Origin of the sequence: Micromonospora sp. NPDC050686, from assembly GCF_040654475.1 — a bacterium.
GTDB lineage: Bacteria > Actinomycetota > Actinomycetes > Mycobacteriales > Micromonosporaceae > Micromonospora.
This window is the reverse complement of sequence record NZ_JBFAID010000038.1, coordinates 18,171-40,295: the sequence shown is the minus strand read 5'-3', so window position 1 is coordinate 40,295 and position 22,125 is coordinate 18,171. Positions and strand designations below refer to the sequence as shown.

General features: G+C 74.4%; 16 protein-coding genes. 7 read left to right on the top strand and 9 right to left on the bottom strand.

Annotated features, from left to right (window positions below; translation table 11 throughout):
* Together AB0H57_RS22300 and AB0H57_RS22295 are read right to left on the bottom strand one after the other, a co-directional pair.
* The gene (locus AB0H57_RS22300) at positions 1-1,887 is read right to left on the bottom strand and encodes an acetolactate synthase large subunit (RefSeq protein WP_357509341.1); all 1,887 of its coding nucleotides are present in this window, start codon (positions 1,885-1,887) and stop codon (positions 1-3) included.
* A gap of 188 nt (positions 1,888-2,075) precedes the next feature.
* Positions 2,076-4,448: a bifunctional diguanylate cyclase/phosphodiesterase gene (locus AB0H57_RS22295; protein WP_357509396.1), complete on the bottom strand. Its 2,373-nt coding sequence runs from the start codon at positions 4,446-4,448 to the stop codon at positions 2,076-2,078.
* A 129-nt stretch (positions 4,449-4,577) separates the two neighbouring features.
* Between AB0H57_RS22295 and ilvD the strand changes: the two genes are divergently transcribed.
* Positions 4,578-6,425, top strand: a complete 1,848-nt coding sequence (gene ilvD, locus AB0H57_RS22290) for a dihydroxy-acid dehydratase (RefSeq protein ID WP_357509339.1) — start codon at positions 4,578-4,580, stop codon at positions 6,423-6,425.
* A gap of 82 nt (positions 6,426-6,507) precedes the next feature.
* On the opposite strand, the gene AB0H57_RS22285 is transcribed toward ilvD, so the two are convergent.
* From AB0H57_RS22285 to AB0H57_RS22270, 4 genes are all read right to left on the bottom strand, one after another.
* A complete protein-coding gene (locus AB0H57_RS22285) occupies positions 6,508-8,172 on the bottom strand; it encodes a SulP family inorganic anion transporter (RefSeq protein WP_357509337.1) in 1,665 nt (554 codons plus the stop codon).
* Positions 8,173-8,324: 152 nt separating this feature from the next.
* A complete protein-coding gene (locus tag AB0H57_RS22280; protein ID WP_357509336.1) occupies positions 8,325-8,663 on the bottom strand; it encodes a metalloregulator ArsR/SmtB family transcription factor in 339 nt (112 codons plus the stop codon).
* An 86-nt stretch (positions 8,664-8,749) separates the two neighbouring features.
* Positions 8,750-9,577, bottom strand: coding sequence for a hypothetical protein (locus tag AB0H57_RS22275; protein ID WP_357509334.1), 828 nt, complete (start codon positions 9,575-9,577; stop codon positions 8,750-8,752).
* Positions 9,578-9,666: 89 nt separating this feature from the next.
* The gene (locus tag AB0H57_RS22270; RefSeq protein WP_357509332.1) at positions 9,667-10,899 is read right to left on the bottom strand and encodes a transposase; all 1,233 of its coding nucleotides are present in this window, start codon (positions 10,897-10,899) and stop codon (positions 9,667-9,669) included.
* A gap of 30 nt (positions 10,900-10,929) precedes the next feature.
* Between AB0H57_RS22270 and tnpA the strand changes: the two genes are divergently transcribed.
* Positions 10,930-11,358, top strand: a complete 429-nt coding sequence (gene tnpA / locus AB0H57_RS22265) for an IS200/IS605 family transposase (protein WP_357509394.1) — start codon at positions 10,930-10,932, stop codon at positions 11,356-11,358.
* Between the two features lie 443 nt (positions 11,359-11,801).
* Positions 11,802-12,821 carry a LacI family DNA-binding transcriptional regulator gene (locus AB0H57_RS22260; protein WP_357509330.1) on the top strand — a complete coding sequence of 340 codons (1,020 nt, stop codon included), beginning with the start codon at positions 11,802-11,804 and terminating at the stop codon, positions 12,819-12,821.
* A 33-nt stretch (positions 12,822-12,854) separates the two neighbouring features.
* Here the strand turns inward: AB0H57_RS22260 and AB0H57_RS22255 are convergent, their stop codons facing one another.
* Positions 12,855-15,011: an EAL domain-containing protein gene (locus AB0H57_RS22255; protein WP_357509328.1), complete on the bottom strand. Its 2,157-nt coding sequence runs from the start codon at positions 15,009-15,011 to the stop codon at positions 12,855-12,857.
* An 89-nt stretch (positions 15,012-15,100) separates the two neighbouring features.
* Entirely contained in the window at positions 15,101-15,427 is a 327-nt protein-coding gene (locus AB0H57_RS22250; RefSeq protein WP_357509326.1) for a hypothetical protein, read from the bottom strand.
* A gap of 197 nt (positions 15,428-15,624) precedes the next feature.
* Between AB0H57_RS22250 and AB0H57_RS22245 the strand changes: the two genes are divergently transcribed.
* Positions 15,625-16,014: a PH domain-containing protein gene (locus tag AB0H57_RS22245; RefSeq protein ID WP_357509324.1), complete on the top strand. Its 390-nt coding sequence runs from the start codon at positions 15,625-15,627 to the stop codon at positions 16,012-16,014.
* On the opposite strand, the gene AB0H57_RS22240 is transcribed toward AB0H57_RS22245, so the two are convergent.
* Positions 16,008-16,934: a 2-hydroxyacid dehydrogenase gene (locus AB0H57_RS22240; protein ID WP_357509322.1), complete on the bottom strand. Its 927-nt coding sequence runs from the start codon at positions 16,932-16,934 to the stop codon at positions 16,008-16,010. The genes AB0H57_RS22245 and AB0H57_RS22240 overlap by 7 nt on opposite strands.
* Positions 16,935-17,046: 112 nt before the next feature.
* Here AB0H57_RS22240 and AB0H57_RS22235 point away from each other — a divergent pair, with 112 nt between their 5' ends.
* Genes AB0H57_RS22235 through AB0H57_RS22225 form a run of 3 tightly spaced genes read left to right on the top strand, consistent with a single transcriptional unit; the run spans position 17,047 to position 21,779 of the window.
* Positions 17,047-18,897 carry a SpoIIE family protein phosphatase gene (locus tag AB0H57_RS22235; RefSeq protein ID WP_357509320.1) on the top strand — a complete coding sequence of 617 codons (1,851 nt, stop codon included), beginning with the start codon at positions 17,047-17,049 and terminating at the stop codon, positions 18,895-18,897.
* A gap of 10 nt (positions 18,898-18,907) precedes the next feature.
* Positions 18,908-20,083 carry a PQQ-dependent sugar dehydrogenase gene (locus AB0H57_RS22230; RefSeq protein WP_357509318.1) on the top strand — a complete coding sequence of 392 codons (1,176 nt, stop codon included), beginning with the start codon at positions 18,908-18,910 and terminating at the stop codon, positions 20,081-20,083.
* A gap of 58 nt (positions 20,084-20,141) precedes the next feature.
* Entirely contained in the window at positions 20,142-21,779 is a 1,638-nt protein-coding gene (locus AB0H57_RS22225) for a metallophosphoesterase (RefSeq protein WP_357509316.1), read from the top strand.
* Positions 21,780-22,125: the final 346 nt, after the last annotated feature.

The window sequence follows — 22,125 nt, the reverse complement described above, 5'->3', positions numbered from 1 at the left end:
CTAGATGTCATCCTCGTCGAAGGCCGGGCGGACACCCCGGGCGAACATGATCTCGTCGTTGCTGGTGCCGGCGGCCACCATCGGCCAGACCATGGCGTCCTTGCCGACCACGAAGTCGATGACGACCGGGGCGTCGTTGATCGCCATGGCGGCCTCGATCGTCCGGTCCACGTCCTCGGCGGTCTCGCAGCGCAGCCCGACGCAGCCCAGCGCCTCGGCGAGCTTCACGAAGTCGGGGATGCGGTGCTTGTGGGTGCCGAGCTCGGTGTTGGAGTAGCGCTCGTTGTAGAAGAGGGTCTGCCACTGCCGGACCATGCCGAGGTTGCCGTTGTTGATCACGGCGATCTTCACCGGGATCCCCTCCAGGGCGCAGGTGGCCAGCTCCTGGTTGGTCATCTGGAAGCAGCCGTCGCCGTCCACCGCCCAGACCACCGTGTCGGGCTTGCCGACCTTGGCGCCCATCGCCGCCGGCACCGCGTAGCCCATGGTGCCGAGACCGCCGGAGTTCAACCAGGTGTACGGCTTCTCGTAGGAGATGAACTGCGAGGCCCACATCTGGTGCTGGCCCACCCCGGCCACGTAGATCGCGTCCGGGCCGACGATCTCGCCCAGCCGCTTGATGACGTGCTGCGGGCTGAGCGTGCCGTCGGCCGGCTCCTCGTACCCGAGCGGGTAGCGCTGGCGCAGGTCGTCGAGCTGGGTCCACCAGTCGCCCAGGTCGGCCCGGTGGCCGGCGGACTGCTCCACCGTCACCGCGGCGATCAGCTCCTCGATCACGTGCCGGGCGTCGCCGACGATCGGCACGTCCGCGTGCCGGTTCTTGCCGATCTCGGCGGGGTCGATGTCCGCGTGCACCACCGTGGCGTCCGGGGCGAACGAGTCCAGCTTGCCGGTCACCCGGTCGTCGAACCGGGCGCCGAGCGCCACGATCAGGTCGGACCGCTGCAGGCCGTACACCGCGGCGACGGTGCCGTGCATGCCGGGCATGCCCAGGTGCTGGGGATGCGAGTCGGGGAACGCGCCCAGCGCCATCAGGGTGGTGACCACCGGGATGCCGGTCAGCTCGGCCAACCGGCGCAGGCTCTCCGTGGCGCCGGCCTTCAGCACGCCGCCGCCGACGTACAGCACCGGGCGGCGGGCGGTGGTCATCAGCCGGGCCGCCTCGCGGATCTGCTTGCCGTGCGGGTGCAGGGTCGGCCGGTAGCCGGGCAGGTCCAGGGTCGGCGGCCAGGCGAAGCTGGTCGGCGCCTGGAGCACGTCCTTGGGGATGTCGACCAGGACCGGGCCGGGCCGGCCGGTGGCGGCCAGGTGGAACGCCTCGGCCAGCACCCGCGGGATCTCCTCGGCGGTCTGGACCAGGAAGTTGTGCTTGGTGATCGGCAGGGTGATGCCCTGGATGTCCGCCTCCTGGAAGGCGTCCGTGCCGATCGAGGGCCGCGCCACCTGCCCGGTGATCGCGACCAGCGGCACCGAGTCCATGTACGCGTCGGCGATCGGCGTGACCAGGTTGGTGGCGCCCGGCCCGGAGGTCGCCATGCAGACGCCCACCTTGCCGGTGGCCTGGGCGTACCCGGTGGCGGCGTGCCCGGCGCCCTGCTCGTGCCGGACCAGGATGTGCCGGACGGTGGAGTCGTACAGCGGGTCGTACGCGGGCAGGATCGCGCCGCCGGGAATGCCGAAGACCACGTCGACGCCGAGCGCCTCCAGGGACCGGACCAGCGAGCCGGCGCCGGAGAGCGGGACCGGGCCGGTCTGCCGTACCGCCGGCGTGGCCGGGACGGCGGTCGTACGCGGGGCCGGGGCCTGCTCGGCGGCGCCGGAGTGCTCGGCGGCGGCGCGGGCCCGGCGGGCGGAGTGGGCGAGGGTCTCGGGCGTGGGTCTCGTCATGGCGGTTGCGACCTTCGACTGAAGTGATGGGGCTGACGCAGGCGGTGCGAGGCGGGTCGGGCCCGCCCCGGCGGGTTATCGGCGGCAACAAAAAAGCCCACGTGCAGAACGCACGGGGCCAGCGCACTCTCGACGAGGGAGAGTGCGCTCAGGTAAGTACTCGCGGCGACCACTGGGACGACATGCGGTCAAGCCTGACGCATCTCACGCGATGAGTCAACTGATCCCACATTTTGGTTCACGGAGTGCGACGGATCACCCGGACGGGTGCCCACGGCACGCGGTTCCACCTGCGAAGATCCGCTTCCCGCCGGCTCGCCGGCGCGCTGGGCGGGCAGTGCCGGCAGCGGCGCCGGCCGGGCGCCCGGCGAGGTGGCCGCATCCAGCATCGCCTCCAGGTGCTCGCCCGGCACGCCCCAGCCGAACAGCGCGCCCTGCCCGAACCGGCAGCCGGCGGCCACCACCGCGGCCAGCTCGGTCGGCGTGGTGACCCCCTCGGCGATCACCTCCAGCCCGAGCTGGTGGCCGAGCCGCATGACGATGTCCACCATCGGGGCGAACGCCGGGCCGTCCCGGTCCACCGGACGCACCGGCTCGTGCTCGGCGACCAGCCCGTGGTCGATCTTGAGGATGTCGATCGGCAGCCGGCGCAGCTGACCCAACGACGAGTAACCGGCGCCGAAATCGTCCAGGGCGATCCGCACGCCCGTGCGGCGCAGCGCGGTCAACCGCCGGATCAGCTCGTCCAGGTCGGTGGCGACCGCGTGCTCGGTCACCTCCAGCACCAGCCGCTGCGGCGGTACGTGGTGGGCGCGCAGCGCCTCGGCCACCTGTACGACGTACTCCGGGGCGTGCAGCTCGCGCGGCGAGACGTTCACCGAGACCCACACGTCGTGCCCGTCGGCCAGCCAGCGGGACAGCTGCCAGCAGGCCTGGTGCAGCACCCAGGCGCCGAGCGTGGCGATCATGCCGCACTCCTCGGCGAGCGGGATGAACTCGTCCGGCCGTACGTTGCCCAGCTCCGGGTGGCGCCAGCGCAACAGCGCCTCGGCGCCGACCGGGCGCACCGACGGCAGCGAGGCCACCGGTTGGAAGGCCAGCCGCAGCTCGTCGCGCTCGATCGCGCCGCGCAGCTCGTGCTCCAGCGTGGTACGCCGGCGCAGCAGCCGGTCGTACGCCACGTCGTAGCGCTCGATCCGGTTCTTGCCGCGCTGCTTGGCGTAGCGCAGGGCCAGGTCGGCGTTGCGCTGGAGCAGCTCGACGTCCGGGGCGTCGGGCTGGCCGGCCACCCCGATGCTGACCGAGAGGAAGACCGGCCGGTCCGGTTGCTCGTACGGGAGGGCGAGCAGCCCGAGCAGCCGCTCGGCGACCGGGTCCGCCTCGGCCGGGCGCCCGTGCACCAGCACCGCGAACTCGTCGCCACCGAGCCGGGCGGCCAGGTCGCCGGGGCGCAGGTTGCCGCGCAGCCGCCGGCCCACCTCCTCCAGCACCGCGTCGCCGACGTCGTGCCCCTGCATGTCGTTGACGTTCTTGAAGCCGTCCAGGTCCAGCACGAGCAGCACGCAGGGGACGCCGGCCTCGGCACACCGGTGCAGCGCCCGCAGCAGGCCACGCCGGTTCGCCAACCCGGTCAGCGGGTCGGTGTGCGCCAGCTCGCGGAAGTGCCGTTCCCGCTCGGCCAGCCGGTCGGCGTACCCGCGCACGTCGTTGAGGGTGAGGTATTGCCGGGCGACCAGGGCGAAGCCCTCCAGGCTGCCGGCGACGATGGCCGCCAGGGCGAAGCCGCCGCCCTGCGCCACGTGGTAGATCGCCGAGGCGGCCATGCCGAACATCGGCACGAAGGCGTACCCGCCGTCCCGGCCGATCGGATCGACGTCCAGCTGGCCGGCCGGTCCCACCCGGCGCACCGCGACCGCGCAGGCCGCCAGGCCGGCCGCGGCGACCGCCCCGGCGGCGACGACCACCGCCGGCCCGCCGGCGCAGAGCGCGCCGGCGACGGTGAGGGCGGCCCAGGTGACCACCGAGCCGCCCGCGCCCAGCAGGGCCAGCCGGCCCCGCGGCGCGGCGGAGCGCAGGACCACGATCAGGGCGAGCCCGGTGGTGAGCGCCGCGCTGACCGAGGCGAGCAGGATCGGCGGGCACCCGTCCGGGGTGGCCCCGCCGAGCAGCCGGGTCGGCTCGGCGCAGAGCACCCAGCCGACGAACCAGAGCGCGGTCGCCACGACCACCCCGTCGAGGACCAGCCGGGCGGTCACCGCCCGGCTGGTGGCGGCGCCGGGCAGCCGGAGCAGGCCGGCGCAGAAGGCCAGGCCGCCGAGGGCGCTGCCGGCGGCGATCACGGTGGCCCAGGCCGTACGCATGCCCTGCCGCTCGCCCCAGCCGTCGGCGGCGGCGAGCGTGACCGCGAGCCCGACCACCAGGCTGACCAGCGCGACCCCCGCCGCGACGGTGAGCAGCAGGTGGGCCGAGCGGTGCGCGCCGGCCCGGCGGCCGGTGGACCGGGCCTGCACGGCGACGGAACCGGCGGCGGCCAGCCCGCTCAGCACCGCTGCGGTGACCATGCTCGGCGGGGGCTGCACGCCCTCAACTGTGCCGGATGAGCGCCGCTCGTGGGGCACCGGGTGTGCAACTGTTGGGACACGGGGCGCGTGGGGTCGGCGCCCCGGCCCGGCGGTGCAAGACTGGTAGTCATGCCTGAGCTGCGGTCGAAGACCTCCACCCACGGTCGGACGATGGCCGGCGCCCGGGCCCTGTGGCGGGCCACCGGGATGACCGACGACGACTTCGGCAAGCCGATCGTCGCCATCGCGAACAGTTTCACCCAGTTCGTCCCCGGTCACGTACACCTCAAGGACATGGGCGGCCTGGTCGCCGACGCGGTGGCCGAGGCCGGCGGCGTGGGCCGGGAGTTCAACACCATCGCGGTCGACGACGGCATCGCGATGGGCCACGGCGGGATGCTCTACTCCCTGCCCAGCCGGGAGCTGATCGCCGACGCGGTGGAGTACATGGTCAACGCGCACTGCGCGGACGCCCTGGTCTGCATCTCCAACTGCGACAAGATCACGCCGGGCATGCTGCTGGCCGCGCTGCGGCTGAACATCCCGACCGTCTTCGTCTCCGGCGGCCCGATGGAGGCCGGCAAGACGGTGGCGATCGAGGGCGTGGTGCACTCCAAGATCGACCTGATCGACGCGATGATCGCCTCCTCCAACGAGGCGGTCACCGACGACCAGCTCGGCGAGATCGAACGCTCCGCCTGCCCGACCTGCGGCTCCTGCTCCGGCATGTTCACCGCCAACTCGATGAACTGCCTCACCGAGGCGATCGGTCTGGCGCTGCCCGGCAACGGCTCGACGCTGGCCACCCACGCCGCCCGCCGGTCACTCTTCGTCGAGGCCGGCCGCACCGCCGTGGAGATCGCCAAGCGCTGGTACGACCACGACGACGCTGCGGTCCTGCCCCGGACGGTGGCCTCCCGGGCCGCGTTCGAGAACGCCGTCGCGCTGGACGTGGCGATGGGCGGCTCGACCAACACCATCCTGCACCTGCTCGCCGCCGCCCGCGAGGCCGAGCTGGACTTCTCCGTCGCCGACATCGACGCCATCTCCCGCCGGGTGCCGTGCCTGGCCAAGGTCGCGCCGAACTCGCCGCAGTACCACATGGAGGACGTGCACCGGGCCGGTGGCATCCCGGCCATCCTCGGTGAACTGGACCGCGCCGGCCTGCTGCACCGGAACGTGCACGCGGTGCACTCCCCCTCGCTGGCCCAGTGGCTGACCGACTGGGACGTCCGGGGCGGTTCACCGAAGCCGGCGGCGGTCGAGCTGTTCCACGCCGCGCCGGGCGGGGTGCGCACCACCGAACCCTTCTCCACCAGCAACCGCTGGTCGTCGCTGGACACCGACGCGGCCGGCGGCTGCATCCGGGACCGGGAGCACGCGTACACCGCCGACGGCGGGCTGGCCATCCTGCACGGCAACCTGGCGCCGGACGGCTGCGTGGTCAAGACTGCCGGGGTGCCCGAGGAGTGCCTGACCTTCCGCGGCCCGGCCAAGGTGTACGAGTCGCAGGACGACGCGGTGACGGCCATCCTCGCCAAGCAGATCGTCGCCGGGGACGTGGTGGTGATCCGGTACGAGGGCCCGAGGGGCGGGCCCGGCATGCAGGAGATGCTCTACCCCACCTCGTTCCTCAAGGGCCGGGGGCTGGGCCGGGCCTGCGCGCTGCTCACCGACGGCCGGTTCTCCGGTGGCACCTCCGGCCTCTCCATCGGGCACGTCTCCCCCGAGGCCGCCTCCGGCGGGCTGATCGCCCTGGTGCAGGACGGCGACGAGATCGTCATCGACATCCCTGGCCGGTCGATCTCACTCGACGTGGCACCCGACGTGCTGGACGCCCGCCGGGTGGCGCAGGAGAAGCGGGACCGGCCGTACACGCCGGTGGACCGGCAGCGCCCGGTGTCCGCGGCGCTGCGCGCGTACGCGTCGATGGCCACCTCGGCCAGCGACGGCGCGTACCGGCGGGTGCCGGAGTAGCAGCCGCTGAGGAAAGACCTCCGGCGCGTGGGGCGCCCCGGTCATCACCCGGCACGCCGGCCGGCCCGACCGCCCTGCCCGATCAGGCCGGGGCCTGCGCGAGGACGATCGTCCGGGCGTGCCGGATGGCGGCCGGGGTGTCCGGGAAGACCAGTCCCTCCCGGCGCAGTTCGTCGGCCACGCCGAGGGCGCTGAGCACCTGGTCGTGGCCGGGGGTGATGCCGGAGAGCAGGACGGTGACGCCCCGGCCGCGCAGCCGGTCGACGGCGTCGCCGAGCACCTGGGCGCCGGTGGCGTCGACGGTGGAGACGCGGGACATCCGCAGGATCACCACCCGGACGTCGGCCACCTCGGCCAGTTCCAGCAGGAAGGTGTGCGCGGCCGCGAAGAAGAGCGGCCCGTCCAGCCGGTACGCGACGATGTGCTCGGCGAGCAGCGCGTGCTCCTCGGCGCTGTGCTCGCCGGGGTCGAGGGGCACCTGCTCGAGCTTGGCGCTGCGGGCCACCGCCCGCAGGGCGAGGACGACCGCCACGGCGAGCCCGACCGCCACCGCGGTGACCAGATCCCAGATCACGGTGACCGCGAAGGTCAGCACCAGCACCACGGCGTCGCCCCGGGTGGCCCGCAGCAGCGCCCGCAGCGACCCGGCCTCCACCATCCGGACGGTGGTGGCGAGCAGCACTCCGGCCAGGGCGGCGAGCGGGATGCGGCCGACCAGCGGGGCGGCGGCGAGCACGATCGCGGCGAGTGCGGCGGCGTGGGTGAGCGCGGCGAGCTTCGAGGAGGCGCCGGCGCGCACGTTGACCGCCGTCCGGGCGATGGCGGCGGTCGCCGGGATGCCGCCGAAGATCGGGGATGCCAGGTTGGCCAGGCCCTGCCCGAAGAGTTCCCGGTCGGGGTCGTGTCGCTGGCCGACGGTCATCCCGTCCGCGACGGTGGCCGAGAGCAGGCTCTCCAGGGCGGCGAGGGCGGCCACGGCGAGGGCGCTGGGCAGCAGCGTGCCGACCGCGCCGAGGTCGAGGAAGCCCAGCGACGGCGCGGGCAGCCCCTGCGGCAGGGCGCCGATCCGGACCAGGTCGATCGGGGCCACCTCGGCGAGGACCGTGGCGGCGGCCACCCCGAGCAGGGAGAACGGCACCGCGGGCCGCCACCGGGCGCCGAGCAGCATCAGCGCCGCCACGCCGAGCGCCACCGCGACGGCGGCGGGCCGGGGGTGTACGGCGAAGCGGGCGACCGCGTCGGCGGCCACCGCCCAGACCTTCTCGCCGTGGGCGTCGGTGACGCCGAGCGCCGCCGGCACCTGTTGCAGGGCGATGACCACGGCGATGCCGGCGGTGAAGCCCTCGATCACCGGGGTCGGCAGGTAGCGGACGTACCGGCCGAGGCGGGCGAGGGCGAGGGCGATCAGGATCAGCCCGGCCAGCGCCCCGACCATCAGCACACCCTCGGCACCGAAGCGCTGCACCACCGGCACCAGGACCACGGTCATCGCGCCGGTCGGGCCGGAGACCTGCAGGTTGGAGCCGCCGAAGACGGCCGCGACGGCCCCGGCGACCACGGCGGTGACCAGGCCGGCCGGCGCGCCGAGCCCGGAGGTGACGCCGAAGGCGAGTGCCAGGGGCAGCGCCACCACGGCCACGGTGAGGCCGGCGAGCAGATCACGGCGGGGCGAGCGGCGTGCGGCCGTCCAGTCGTCCTGGCCGGGCAGCAGACCGCCGACCTGCTCCCCGATCAGCCGCACGGCCACGCCGACACGACCACGGCGAGCGGTGGCGGCGCCACCCTGACCGCGCTTCCCGCCGAGCGGACGGGGTGCTGAGCCAGCGCCGGCGGCCGCCCCGGCAGCGGCGGAAGGGCGCCCGGCGTCCGGGATCGCCTCCTGGCCGGGCGCCGGCAACTTCACCGGTCGGTCCCGGAGGCGCGCAGCTCGTCGAGGAGGGCGTCCCGGTCGGTGAGGACCGCGCCGAGGATGCGCCGGCCGGCGGCGAGCAGGTCGGCCACGTCGGGGGTGCTGAGCGCGTACACGACCAGCGCGCCGTCGCGGTGGGAGGTGACCATGCCGGCCCGGCGCAGCACCGCGAGCTGCTGGGAGAGGTTGGACGGCTCCACGTCGATGGCGGTGAGCAGCTCGCGGACCGGTTTCGGCCCGTCCTGGAGCAGTTCGAGCACCCGGATGCGGACCGGGTGGCCGAGGGTGCGGAACAGCTCCGCCTTGGCCTGGTACAGCGGCACCGACAACGTGAGCTCCCTCCCGAACACTCCTGAAGACTTTAGCACTTGCGAAAATCTTCAAGTCCGCGGCGCGAGATGGGCGGCCCCTCCTCTCAGATGTCGTTGACGCAGCGCAGGACCGGACGGGCGGTGAGGGCGGTCGGGTCGAGCGGGGCGGCCGCGAGCACGGTGAAGGTGGCCGACTCCCCGGGCAGCAGGGTGACCAGCGCCTGGTCCACCTCGGCGGACGGGTCGAGGCGGTCGGGGAAGAGGGTCAGGTCGCGCAGCACCGTCCGCGCGGTGACCCGGACCCGCTGGCCCTGGCCGGTCGGCTCGACCGTCGCGTCCCACTGCGCCGCCGGCCAGTCGACCTCCCGGTCCTCGGCGAAGAACCACAGCGCGCGCTCCGCGCCGTCCCCCGCCTCGGCCACCAGCAGCTCCCGCCGGGCGTCCTCCGGCCCGGCCAGGTCCGCCGGCAGCGCCAGCACCACCGAGGAGTACGCGGGAACCTCCACCGCCACCGAGGTCTTCGCCCTCGGCTCGCCGGTCAGGGTGAGCCGGGTGACCGTGGCCGCCGCCCGCCACGCCTCGGCGGTCTCGTTCACCGCCACCAGGGCCGGCCCGCCGTCGCGCGGCTGCACGGTGAGCAGCCGGTCGGCGTACGCCCGGCGCAGCGCGTACCACAGGGGTTTGCGCCGGCCGTCGCCGTCCACCGCGGACCAGGAGGTGACCGGCCAGCAGTCGTTGAGCTGCCAGACGATGGTGCCCATGCAGACCGGCCGGTGCGACCGGAAGTGTTCCACGCCGAGCTGGATGGCGCGGGCCTGGTTGAGCTGGGTGAGGTAGTGCCAGTCGTCGAAGTCGGCCGGCGCCGGCAGGTGCGCGTCGAGCCCGCGCCGCAGCTTCAGGTCGCCGTCGATCGCCTTCTGGTGGTGGGTCATGCCCGGCGAGTCGTGGGCCAGCGGTTCGTCGGAGAGGGCACGGCGCAGGGTGGCGTACGCCGGGGGCGCCTGTTGACATCCTCCTCGTCCTAAAGGACGAGGGTTCCCTCCACGCTGCGGGTGGACCGCGCGGCGTCCGGGTGGGTTACCGCTTCGCCGCGCGGTGCCGGGACGAGTCCCGGTCTTACCTGCGCTCCACGGTCGTTTGAGTTGTCCGCCTGTCCGGCGGCCAACACGTTGATGGCGGCGTTGACGTCCCGGTCGTGGACTGCTCCGCAGGAGCAGTCCCACGCTCGGACGTTCAGGACAATCTTGTCGTTGACGCGGCCACACTGCGAGCACATCCGGGTGGACGGGAAGAACCGATCTACCCGGCCGAACGTGCGGCCGTGGCGTACCGCTTTGTACTCCAGCATCGCGGTGAAGCTGGCCCAGCCCGCGTCGTGCACGGACTTGGCGAGCCGGGTCCGGCCGAGACCGGTCACGCACAGGTCCTCGACGTACACCGCTTGGTTGTCGCGGATGATCCGTGTCGAGAGCTTGTGCTGCCAGTCTCGCCGGGTGTCGGCCACCCGGGCGTGCGCCCTGGCGACCTGGACTACGGCTTTCCTACGGCGGTTGCTGCCCTTGCGCTTGCGCGAGAGAGCCTGTTGCAACCGCTTGAGCTTGCGGGCCGCGCGGCGCAGGAACTTCGGCGCGGCCACCTTCGTGCCGTCCGACAGCACCGCGAAGTGCGTCAGGCCCAGATCGATCCCGACCTCCGAGTCCAGCTCGGGCAGCGGCTCGTCCGTGGTCTGGACGACGAACGAGGCGAAGTACCGCCCGGTCGCGTCCCGGATGATCGTCACGCTGGACGGGTCCGAGGGCAGGGTCCGTGACCAGCGCACGGACACGTCGCCGATCTTCGGCAGTCGCAGGCGGCCGTTGTCGAGGACCTTGAACCGGGCGTTCCTGGTAAACCGGATGGCCTGCTGGCTGTCCTTACGCGACCGGAACCGGGGCAGGGCCACCTTACGGCCCCTGCGCTTGCCCGAGATCGAGGTGAAGAAGTTGCGGTAGGCGGTGTTCAGATCCGCAAGGGCCTGCTGCAACACCACGGCCGACACCTCGCCCAGCCACGCCCGATCCGGGGTCGCCCTGGCCCGCGTGATGACCCGCTTGGACAGCTCAGCGTCCGAGACGTACTTCTCGCCCGCCTCACGGGCCTGCTGGCGCAGCCTGAGCCCGTCGTTGAACACCACCCGCGCGCACCCGAACGCCTTCGCCAGCGCGTTCTGCTGGCCAGGCGTCGGATAGACGCGGAACTGGTAACGGAGCTGCACATCGGACAGTCTCCCATTGGCCTATGACAGATTCCGGGAACGTCCAAATCCGGCAGGCATCGCGTCGACGCGCTGCACGCCCATCTGGTTTTCGTGACGATATTCCGGCACAACGTGTTCACCGGCCGGCACCTGACCCGGACGGCGACGATCATCCGGGACGTCTGCACCAACTTCGAGGCCGAACTGGTCGAGTTCAACGGCGACAACAACCACGCACACCTGCCGGTCAACTACCCGCCCAAAATCGCCGTGGCCCGCCTGGTCAACAGCCTCAAAGGCGTCTCCTCGCGCCACCTACGGCAGGAGCTCCCCGACCTCGCACCCCACTACTACCAGGCCAACAAGCTGTGGTCAGGCTCCTACTTCGCCGGGGCCGCCGGCGGCCCACCGCTGAACGCCGTGAAGCAGTACATCGAACACCAAAACCGCCCCGATCAAGGCACTCCTCGGGCCTAGCGGCCCTCCCAGCACGGGCCTTCACCCCCGGCCTGAAGGCCGGAGCACTAGCCCGCATTCCGGTAGCGCACGTCGAAGCGGTACAGCCGGTTGCGCCAGGTCAGTCGCCGTTCGTCGGCCCCGGAGCCGCCGGCCCCGCGCGGGACGCGGAACGGCGGCCGGGCGGCGCGGGCGCGGCACGCGTGGTGGACATGGTCAACTCCGTGGCCCTGCCGTAACCGTCGAGACCAGGTGGGAGCGCGATCATGCGTGGTGGAGCGCTTTTCCGCGCAGCCGTGAACGGCAGGGTCCGCAGCGGCGGCCGGGGCAGGCCGTACGCTTAACCGCGCAAGTTGCCGTCTCGATCAACGCCCGGCCGGCTTGCGCTAGCGTGAATGGCCGCCGGTGACCCCGGCGGCGCGATCGATCCGCCCCCCGGGGCCGGACAGTGGAGGAGCACGCCGTTGAAGCGGCCGACCATCGCCGATGTCGCCCGGCGCGCCGGGGTCTCCAAGGGCGCGGTGTCGTACGCGCTGAACGGCCAGCCCGGCGTGTCCGAGGCCACCCGCCGGCGCATCCTCGCCATCGCCGAGGAGATCGGCTTCAGTCCGAGCAGCGCCGCCCGGGCGCTCTCCGGCGCCACCGCCAAGGCGGTCGGACTGGCGCTGTGCCGACCGGCCCGGATCCTCGGCATCGAACCCTTCTTCATGGAGCTGATCAGCGGCGTCGAGTCCGAACTGTCGGCCCGCTCGTACGCGCTGACCCTCCAGGTGGTGGCCGACCAGGAGGCGGAGATCGCGGTCTACCGCCGCTGGTGGGCCGAGCGCCGGGTGGACGGGGTGTTCGTCTGCGACCTGCGCACCGACGACCAGCGGGTGCCGGCGCTGGAGGAACTCCAGCTCCCGGCCGTGGTGATCGGCGCCCCGGGGCACACCGGCAGCCTGGCCAGCATCTGGTCCGACGACGCGGCCGCGCTGGTGGAGACGGTGGAGTACCTGGTCGCCCTCGGCCACCGGCGGATCGCCCGGGTGGGCGGGCTGCCGTCGCTGCTGCACACCGAGATCCGTACCGACGCCTTCGCCGAGGTCTGCGCCCGGCTGGGGCTGGCCGAGGCCACCACCGTCTGGTCCGACTACACCGGCGAGGAGGGCGGCCGGGCCACCCGCCGCCTGCTCAGCTCGACGCAGCGCCCCACCGCGGTCATCTACGACAACGACGTGATGGCGATAGCGGGCCTCTCGGTGGCGCAGGAGATGGGCCTCCAGGTGCCCGGCGACCTGTCGATCGTGGCGTGGGACGACTCCCCGCTCTGCCAGCTCGTGCACCCGCCGCTGACCGCGCTCGGCCGGGACATCCCGGCGTACGGGGCGCACGCCGCCCGGCAACTGCTCGCGGTGATCGCCGGCGAGCGGGTCAGCGGGCTCCAGGACGAGACCGCGCACCTCACCCCGCGCGGCAGCACCGCCCCGCCCCGGGCCCAGTGAACCGGTTCAGTGACCACGCCCCGCCGGCCGCAATCACCGGGACGCGGACGGAAACTCCTCCAGGTACGCCTCGACCCGCTCAGCGGTGGCCGGCCGGGCCAGCACGAAGCCCTGCCCGTACCGGCAGCCGGCCCGGCGCGCCCGCTCCACCTGGGCCGGCGACTCCAGCCGCTCGACCGCCACCACCGCCCCCAGCCGGTCGGCCAGGCTGACCACCACGTCGAGCAGCGGGCGCTGCCGGTCGTCCGCCGCGCCCAGCACGTCCGGGTCCACCTTCAGCAGGTCGATCGGGAGCCGGCGGAGCTGCACCAGCGAGGCGTGCTCGGCCCGGAAGTCGTCCAGCGCGATCCGCACCCCCAGCGACCGCAGCCCGGCCAGCCGGGCCACCACCACGGACGGATCCGCGGCGGAGAGCGGCTCGGCCACCTCGATCACCAGCCGCTCGCCGGGCACGCCGTACTCGGCCAGCACCGCCGCGGTCCGCTCGACGAAGTCCGGCCCGGTCAGCTCCGCGGGCGTCACGTTCACCGCCATCCAGAGCGGCGAGCCCGCCTCCGCCCAGTCGGCGAGCTGCCGGCAGGCCCGGCCCAGCACCCACCGGCCCAGCTCACCGGCGAGCCCCAGGTCCGCGGCGACCGGCAGCAGCTCGGCCGGGAGCACGGTGCCCAGCGACGGGCTGCGCCAGCGCAGCAACGCCTCGGTGCCCACCGGGCGGCCGTCGGTCAGCCCCAGCACCGGCTGGTAGACCAGGTCCAGCTCGCCCCGGGCCACCGCGCCGGGCAGCTCCCGTTCCAGGTCCAGCCGGCGGACCAGCTGCTCCTCCAGGTAGCCGTCGTACCACTCGAGCCGGTTGCGGCCCAGCTGGGTGGCGCGACGGCGGGCCAGGTCCGCCTGGCGCAGCACGTCATCCGGCCCGGCGTCGGTGAGCTCCGCCAACCCGATGCTGGCGGCCAGCCGCACGGCGCTGCCGGGCAGCGGGTACGGCTCGGCCAGCGCGGTCAACAGCCGGGCCCCCAGCGCGTACGCCAGCACCGGGCCCGCGCTGGTGACCACCGCGAACTCGCTCGCACCCAGCCGGGCCACCAGGCCGTCCGCCCCGACCTCGGCCCGCAGCCGCTCGGCGGCCTGGACCAGCACCGCGTCCCCGGCGGCCCGGCCGCTGGTGTCGTTGACCCCGCCGAGGCCGGGCAGGTCCACCACGAGCAGCGCGCCGGCGGGGCGGCCGGCGGCCAGCACCCGCAGCAGCTCCACCCGGTTGGCCAGGCCGGTGAGCTGGTCGGTCGCGGCGAGCCGGTGCACCGCCCGCTCCAGCCGCCGCCGCTCACCCACGTCCCGTACGTGCAGCACCAACGCGCCCACCTCGGCCACGCCGCGCTGGTCGGTCACCGTGGACTCGGTCTCCCGCCAGCCGCCGTGCCCGTCGCGCAGCCGGGCGGCCAGCAGCGGCGGCGGGGTGCCGGCGAGCACCCCGGCCAGCAGCTCGGCCGCGCGCGCGGCGTCCGCCGGATGCAGCAGGTCGGTCACCGGACGGTCCAGCACGTCCGCGTCGGTGAGCCCGAACAGCCGGGCCGCGGCCGGGGACTGCCAGCGCACCCGCAACGCCTCGTCCAGCAACAGCACCAGGTCATGCCCGCCGGAGACCAGCGCCCGGAAGTGGGCCTCCTGGGCGCGCAGCCGCTCGGCGTACCGCCGGGCGTCGGCGGCGGAGAGGAGTTCCCGGGCCACCAGTGGCGGGATGACGGTCAGGCCGAGCAGCACGGCCGGCGGGTCCAGCTCCCCCACCACCCACCCGTGCCAGCCGGCGGCCAGGGTGGCGACCGCGGCGGGCGCGGCCACCACGGGCCACCCCGGCCCCGCCGACCGGGGCGGGTCGCCGTCGGCCAGCCGGCCGGCCCCGGCCGCGACGGCCAGCGCGCCGACCAGCACCGGCGGCACGGCGAGCAGCGCCGCCCGGTCCGGCGCCCGGACCACCAGCAGCACCAGCAGCATGCCGAGGCCGAGCAGGGTGGCCGCCGCCCCGGCCCGGCACAGCGCCGCACCGGGCCGGCGCCGCCGGTCGGCCAGCGCGCCGCCGGCGAGGACGGCCAGCGGACCCGCTCCGGCCACGGCCAGCTCGCGCACCCCGGCCGGCAGCTCGCCGGGCGGCAGCAGGACCCAGCCGGCGAAGGCCAGGCTCGCGCCGAGGCTCACCACGTCCACGGTCCGCCGCAGCCGGACCCGCCGGGCCGGCCGGGAGCGCCCCGGCAGCAGGATCAGCGCACCGGCGTGCAGCAGGCCGGTCAGGACCAGCCCGCCGGCGACGACCGCGGGCCGGTGCGCCGGACCGACCAGGGACGGCAGCGCGGTGGCCAGCCGACGCGCCGGCGCGTGGCCCGGCGCCGGGCGAGCCGGCCGCCCGCCGGGGGCGCCACGCCACGGGCCGCCAGCCCGGACAGCCGTACGCCGGCCAGCACGGCACCGGCCGCACCGGCGAGCGCGACCGCGGACAGCGGCGGGACCAGCCCGGCCGCCGAGGTGAGCAGGAGCAGGGCCGCCACCGCCACCACGACCGCCTCCGGCAGCGGCGGTCGGTGGTCGGTCTCGCGGCGGGGGTACGCGACGGGCACGGCGGTCGCCTTCGTGGAGGGGGCACGGGGCGGTGTGACGGGCACGGGGTTGCGGACCCGGCACGCTCACCGTGCCAACGATCCGGGCGGCCGGCGGTTACGCGGCAAATTCGGTGAGCCAGGTCACCCGATGGCGCCGGTCACCCCCTCTGCCGCCCGAGGCCGGCGGCCGGCGTCCGGGGTGGGATCATTCTCGGGTGAGTCGCGCCGACACCCTCCGCTTCCGGCACAACCAGGCGATCCTGGTCGCCGCGATCGTCGCCCTCGTCGGCGCGCTGCCGCTGGCCACCGCCCGGTGGTATCTGCTGCCCGTGCTCCTCGTGCCGCTGGCCGTCGCGCTCTGGGCGGCCCGGGCGGGCACCGACGCCGACCGCACCGAGCTGCGGCTGCGGGCGCTCACCGGGCAGCGCCGCATCCCCTGGGACCGGGTCCGCGAGCTGACCACCGACGCCCGGGGCCGGGCGGTCGTGCGGCTCGCCGACGGCGGGGAGTTCGTGCTGCCGGCGGTACGCCGCGGCGACCTGCCCCGCCTCGTGTCGGCCACCGGCCAGCGCCTCCCCGACGCCGACGCCGGACCCGGTCAGTAGCCGTCGACGACGACGTTGTCCAACGGCTCACCGGCGACGAACCGGCCCAGCTGGGCGCCCACCAGCCGGTACGCCCGCGGCAGCAGCCCCCGCACCGAGCCGGCCACATGCGGGGTGAGCAGCACGTTCGGCAGCTCCCACAGGGGATGGTCGGCCGGCAGCGGCTCCGGGTCGGTGACGTCCAGGGCGGCCCGCAGCCGCCCGGTGGACAGCTCGGCGACCAGCGCCGACGTCCGGGCCACCGGGCCACGGGCGGCGTTGACCAGCAGCGCGCCGTCCGGCATGGCGGCGAGGAACTTCTCGTCGACCAGGCCGCGGGTCCGGTCGGTCAGCGGCACCAGCACCACCACGACGTCGGCCTCCGGCAGCAGCCGCGGCAGCTCGTCGACCGGGTGCACCCCCTCGTTGGGGCGGGCGGTCCGGGCGACCAGGGTGAAGTCGACCTCGAACGGTGCCAGCCGGTCGCGGACCGCCCGACCGATCGACCCGGCGCCGACGATGAGCACCCGCTTGCCGGCCAGCTCGTCGGTCGGGGTGACCTCGGCGTAGGCCCACTCCCGGCGGGCCTGCGCCCGGGCCAGCGCGGGAAAGCCGCGCAGCTGGGACAGGATCGCGGTGACCACCCACTCGGCGGTGGCCGAGTCGTGCACGCCCCGGCCGTCACAGAGGGTGACGCCGGGTCCGACCCGGCCGGCCCAGACGTCCGCGCCCGCCGTGAGCAACTGCACCACCCGCAGGTCGGGCAGCCGGCGCAGCAGGCCGGTCACGTCGCCGGAGGAGAGGAACGGCGGCACCCAGAACCGCACGCCCGCCGGGTCGGACGGCAGCCGCTCCAGGTCGGCCGCCACCTCCACCGTGACGTCGGCGGGCACCTCGCCGAGCAGTTCGCGACCGGCCTCATGGGGGATCCACACCTTCACGTCAGCCGACGATAGCGGTCCCGCCGGACCGCGTCCCATGAGGCACCGACGTCGAGCAGGTATAACGGAGGGTCGGAACCATCATCCAACGCCGCGGCCGAGAAGGAGGCTCATGGCCCACGCCTCTCCCGCCCGCGGGGCCGGCCCGCCCCGGGCCCCGGACCCGGTGCTGGCCGACCCGGACCGGCTGCGCGCCCTCAGCGAGACCGGCCTGGACAACCGCCCCGACGAAGCCTTCGACCGGTTCGCCCGGCTGGTCGGCGCGCTGCTCGACGTGCCGGTCGCGTTGGTCTCCCTGGTCGACGCCGACCGGCAGTTCTTCCCCGGGGCGGTCGGCCTGCCCGAGCCCTGGGCCGAGCAGCGGCAGACCCCGCTGAGCCACTCGTTCTGCCAGCACGTGGTCGACATCCGGATCCCGCTGGTGCTGCCGGACGCCCGGCTGTCCCCCCGGGTCCGCGGCAACCTCGCGATCACCGACCTGAGCGTGGTGGCGTACGCCGGCATGCCACTGACCGACCTCGACGGTCGGGTGCTCGGCTCGCTCTGCGCGATCGACAGCAAGCCGCGGGACTGGACGGCCGACCAGCTGCGCACCCTGTCGGACCTGGCCGCGGCCTGCTCCTCCGAGCTACGGCTGCGGATCGCTCTGGAGAGCGCGGAGGACGCCCGGCGGCGGGCCGAGGAGGCCCACGAGCGGCTCGCCATGCTGGCCGGGATGAGCGAGACCATCACCGGCACCCTCGACGTGGCGACCTCGATCCGCCGGCTGAGCCATGCGATGGTGCCGCTGCTGGCCGACTGGTGCCTGGTGACGCTGGCCGACCGCAACGGCGAGCCGCGTACCGTCTCGGCCGTGCACCGGGACGAGGCCCGGGCCGACGAGGTCGCCCGCTTCGCCGAGCTGATGACGACCGGCCTGACGTCCCGCTCGATCACCCGCTCGGTGCTGCGCAGCGGCCGGCCGGTGCTGGTCAGCGCCGGCACGGTCGCCGACGTGGAGCGGGGCAGCAGCGTGCCGGAGCTGCCCGCCCTGGCCGAGCGGCTCGGCTTCGCCTCCCACCTGAGCGTGCCGATCACGGCGGCCGGGCTCGGCGCCGTGATCGGTTGCATCACCCTGGTCAACGGGCCCGGGCGGCGGCCCTTCGACGCGCGCGACCTCTACACCGCGCAGGACATCGGCCGCCGGGCCGGCCAGGCCGTGGACAACAGCTGGATGTACGGCGAGCAGCGACACGTCGCCGAGGTGCTCCAGCACAGCATGCTCCCCGCGCTGCCGCAGCCGCCGGGGTTGCAGGTGACCGCCCGCTACCTGCCGGTGGCGGACCGGGTCGAGGTCGGCGGCGACTGGTACGACGCGTTCGTGCAGCCCGACGGGGACGTGATCGCCGCGATCGGCGACGTCGCCGGCCACGACATCGAGGCGGCGGCGACCATGGGTCAGCTGCGCAACCTGGTCCGGGGCAACGCCTTCGGCCGTACCGATTCGGTGGCCGAGCAGATGACCCGGCTGGACGAGATGATCCGCGGGCTGCGGATCCCCACCGTCGCCACCGCCGTGCTGGCCCGGCTGCGCCGCGACGCGGCCGGGGGCCTGGCGCTCACCTGGTGCAACGCCGGCCACCCGCCACCCCTGCTGGTGCGGGTCGGGGGCGAGGTGGAGATCCTGTCCGGACGGCAGGAGGGGCTGCTCGGCCTGGCCCGCCCGTCCCGGCGGAGCGACCGGCAGGCCACCCTGGCGCCCGGCGACACGCTGCTGCTCTACACCGACGGGCTGATCGAACGGCGGGACCGGCCGCTGGACGAGGGCCTCGACGAGCTGGTCGGACGGCTCGCCGGCGGCGACCGGCTCCCGGTGGCCGAACTCTGCGACCGGCTGGTCACCGCCGTGGACCGGCGCGAGGACGATCTCGCGCTGCTCGCCATCCGGCCCGCTGATCCCGCCCCCCGTCCGGCGGCGGGCTAGGCTGGGCCGAGTGAGCGCCCGCCCGCCGTACTCCCGTCCCGGCCGCCTCCGCGCGGCGCTCGCCGCGTCCTGCGCGACGCTGCTGCTGGCCACCGCCGGATGCAGCTTCGGCGACCCGCCGCCGGACCCGGCCGGCGAGCCGCCCACCTTCCCCACCCCGTCGGCGACGCCCGGGCAGGGCGGCGTCGGGCAGGAGGTGGTCGCCACCGTGCTGGCCAAGGGGCTTCGGGTGCCGTGGGCCATCGCGTTCCTGCCGGACGGCGGCGCGCTGGTCACCGAGCGGGACAGCGGGCGGATCCTCAAGGTCGGGCCGGAGTCCGGGCCGCAGGGGCTGACCGTCACCGTGGTGCAGACCCTGTCGGAGGTGGCCGCGGCCGGGGAGGGCGGGCTGCTCGGCATCGCGGTCTCCCCGGCGTACGCCGAGGACCGCACCGTCTTCGCCTACTTCACCGGTGACGCGGACAACCGGATCGTGCGGTTCCCGCTCGGCGGCAAGCCGGTCCCGGTGCTGACCGGCATCCCCAAGGCCGGCAACCACAACGGCGGCGGGCTCGGCTTCGGCCCGGACGGTTTCCTCTACGCCAGCACCGGCGACGCGGGCGAGCAGGACGCCGCGCAGGACCGGAAGAGCCTGGCCGGCAAGATCCTGCGGCTCACCCCCCAGGGCCGGCCGGCCCCCGGCAATCCCTTCCCCGACTCGCCCGTCTGGTCGCTGGGACACCGCAACGTGCAGGGCTTCGCCTGGGACGGCGGCAAGCGGATGTACGCGGTGGAGTTCGGCCAGACCACCTGGGACGAGATCAACCAGATCGTCAAGGGCGGCAACTACGGCTGGCCGGTGGTCGAGGGGCGGGGCGGGGACAAGCGGTACCGCGACCCGATCGTGCAGTGGCGGACCTCGGAGGCCTCCTGCTCCGGGCTGGCCGCCACCCAACGCCTGCTGATCACCTCCTGCCTGCGCGGCAAGCGGCTCTGGCTGGTCGAGCTGACCGACACCGGCGGGGTGCTCGGCCAGCCCCGGGAGCTGCTCACCGACCGGTACGGGCGGCTCCGGGCGGCGGCGGCCGCGCCGGACGGCTCGGTCTGGGTCAGCACTTCCAACCATGACGGCCGGGGCGATCCGGTCCCGGAGGACGACCGGATCCTGCGCCTGGTGTTCGGCGAGGGCGGGGCCGGGCGCAGCTGAACGGTCGGCTTCCTACGGGTTTGCCAAGATCCTTCAACGGGCAGGTCAGAATCTCAGCATGGACGGTCAGGAGAACGAGCGGCGCGAGACCGGGGGCGAGCGCACCCCGGCGGCCGGGCGCACCCGGCGCTGGATCGGCCGGGTCCGGCGGCCCGGGCGGCCGAGGCGCGACAGCGGGTGGCGCCGGCTCGGGGTGGCGCTGGCCGTCCTCGCGGTCACCTTCGGCGGGGTGGTCGCCGGCACGTACGCCGGTGGGCATATCTTCACCGACATCGGGCCGTTCCGGGCCGAACTCAGCCTGCGCCCCGCGCTGACCGGCAGCACCACCGTCGACATCCCCCCGCTGGGCGCGCTGATCCTGGACAGCCACGACGGGCCGACCCACCTGACGGTCCAGTTGGGCGCGCTGGACCAGGGCCGTACCGAGGCGTTGATCGATGATCCGGCGAGCATCAGCCGGGCCAGCCAGTCTGCCGTCCAGGACGTCCGGGCCGGGGTGCTGCGCCTGGGCCTGCGTACGCTGGCCTGCGCGGTGCTGGCCACCCTGCTGCTGGCGGCGCTGGCCTTCCGCGACACCCGGCGCACCGCCTGGGCCGGCGGGCTGGCGCTGGTGATCACCGGGGGCAGCCTGGGGCTGGCCGCCGGCACCATGCGACCACAGGCCATCGAGGAACCTCGCTACGAAGGGCTGCTGGTGAACGCGCCGGCGATCGTCGGTGACGCCCGGCGGATCGCCAACGACTACACCAAGTACGCCGAGCAGCTCCAGCGCCTGGTCGGCAACGTCAGCAAGCTCTACACCACCGTCTCGGCGCTGCCGGTCTACCAGCCCGCGCCCGGCACCACCCGGGTACTGCACGTGTCGGACATGCACCTGAACCCGACCGGCTGGCAGCTGATCCGCACCGTGGTCGACCAGTTCGGCATCAACGTGGTGATCGACACCGGGGACATCACCGACTGGGGCAGCGAGCCGGAGGCGTCGTTCGTCAACTCCATCGGCGTGCTCAAGAAGCCGTACGTCTACATCCGGGGCAACCACGACTCGCCCCGGACGGCCGCCGCGGTGGCCGCGCAGCCCAACGCGATCGTGCTGAACAACTCGACCGTCACCGTCGACGGGCTGACAATCGCCGGCATCGGCGACCCCCGGTTCACCCCGGACAAGAACACCTCGCCGGCCGGCAGCGACCTCACCCCGCAGGTGGCGAACCAGGTGATCTCCACGGGCGAACAGCTCGCCGCGACGATCGCCAGATCGCCGCGCCCGGTGAACATCGCGCTGGTGCACGACCCGGCGTCGGCCGGCCCGCTCTCCGGCGCCTGCCCGCTGGTGCTCGCCGGGCACACCCACGCCCGGCAGGTGTCGAAGCTGCCGGAGGTGCCCGGCAAGAAGCCCACCACGCTGATGGTGGAGGGCTCCACCGGCGGGGCCGGGCTGCGCGGCCTGGAGGGCGAGAAGCCCACCCCGCTGTCGATGACGGTGCTCTACTTCGACCAGGAGAAGCAACTCCAGGCGTACGACGACATCACCGTCGGCGGCACCGGGCAGGCCCAGGTCAACCTGGAGCGGCACGTCATCAAGAACCCGGCCGAGGGTGACGCGGTGCCGGTGACGCCGACGCCGACCCGGGGCGGCTCCGAGTCACCGGTCCCCCCGAGCGGCACGGCGCCGAGCCCGACCGCCACCCGCTGAGCCGTCGTCCCACCCCACCCCCGGCCCGCCCCGCACCGTCACCCTCCGCCATCAGTCCCGACCTTCACTCCGGCCGGCGCCCACCCCTTCGGCCGCCTTTGCTCTGCTTCAGCGGACGCAACAGTTACCGCTTGCAGTCGGGCAGGAGCGAGGGTGAGGCGCTCCGCACCTGGTCAGAGCCGGTGTTGCGGGGGGTGAAGCAGAGCAAAGGCTCGACGAGGGCAGTGCGGCGGAGCCAGGACGATCACGCTCCGCAACGATCACTTCCCGTGACAGCCGCCCGGCACGAACGTGGCCAGGGACGCCCGCACGGCCTCGGGGACGGCAGTCAGCGCAACGACAGGGC

What these genes read in the sequence shown, in the direction of transcription:
- ilvD (WP_357509339.1), top strand. Translation starts at nt 4,578, where the DNA reads ATGCCTGAGCTGCGGTCGAAGACCTCCACCCACGGTCGGACGATGGCC.
- AB0H57_RS22235 (WP_357509320.1), top strand. Translation starts at nt 17,047, where the DNA reads ATGGCCCACGCCTCTCCCGCCCGCGGGGCCGGCCCGCCCCGGGCCCCG.
- AB0H57_RS22295 (WP_357509396.1), bottom strand. Translation starts at nt 4,448, where the DNA reads ATGGTCACCGCAGCGGTGCTGAGCGGGCTGGCCGCCGCCGGTTCCGTC.
- AB0H57_RS22225 (WP_357509316.1), top strand. Translation starts at nt 20,142, where the DNA reads ATGGACGGTCAGGAGAACGAGCGGCGCGAGACCGGGGGCGAGCGCACC.
- AB0H57_RS22300 (WP_357509341.1), bottom strand. Translation starts at nt 1,887, where the DNA reads ATGACGAGACCCACGCCCGAGACCCTCGCCCACTCCGCCCGCCGGGCC.
- AB0H57_RS22275 (WP_357509334.1), bottom strand. Translation starts at nt 9,577, where the DNA reads ATGACCCACCACCAGAAGGCGATCGACGGCGACCTGAAGCTGCGGCGC.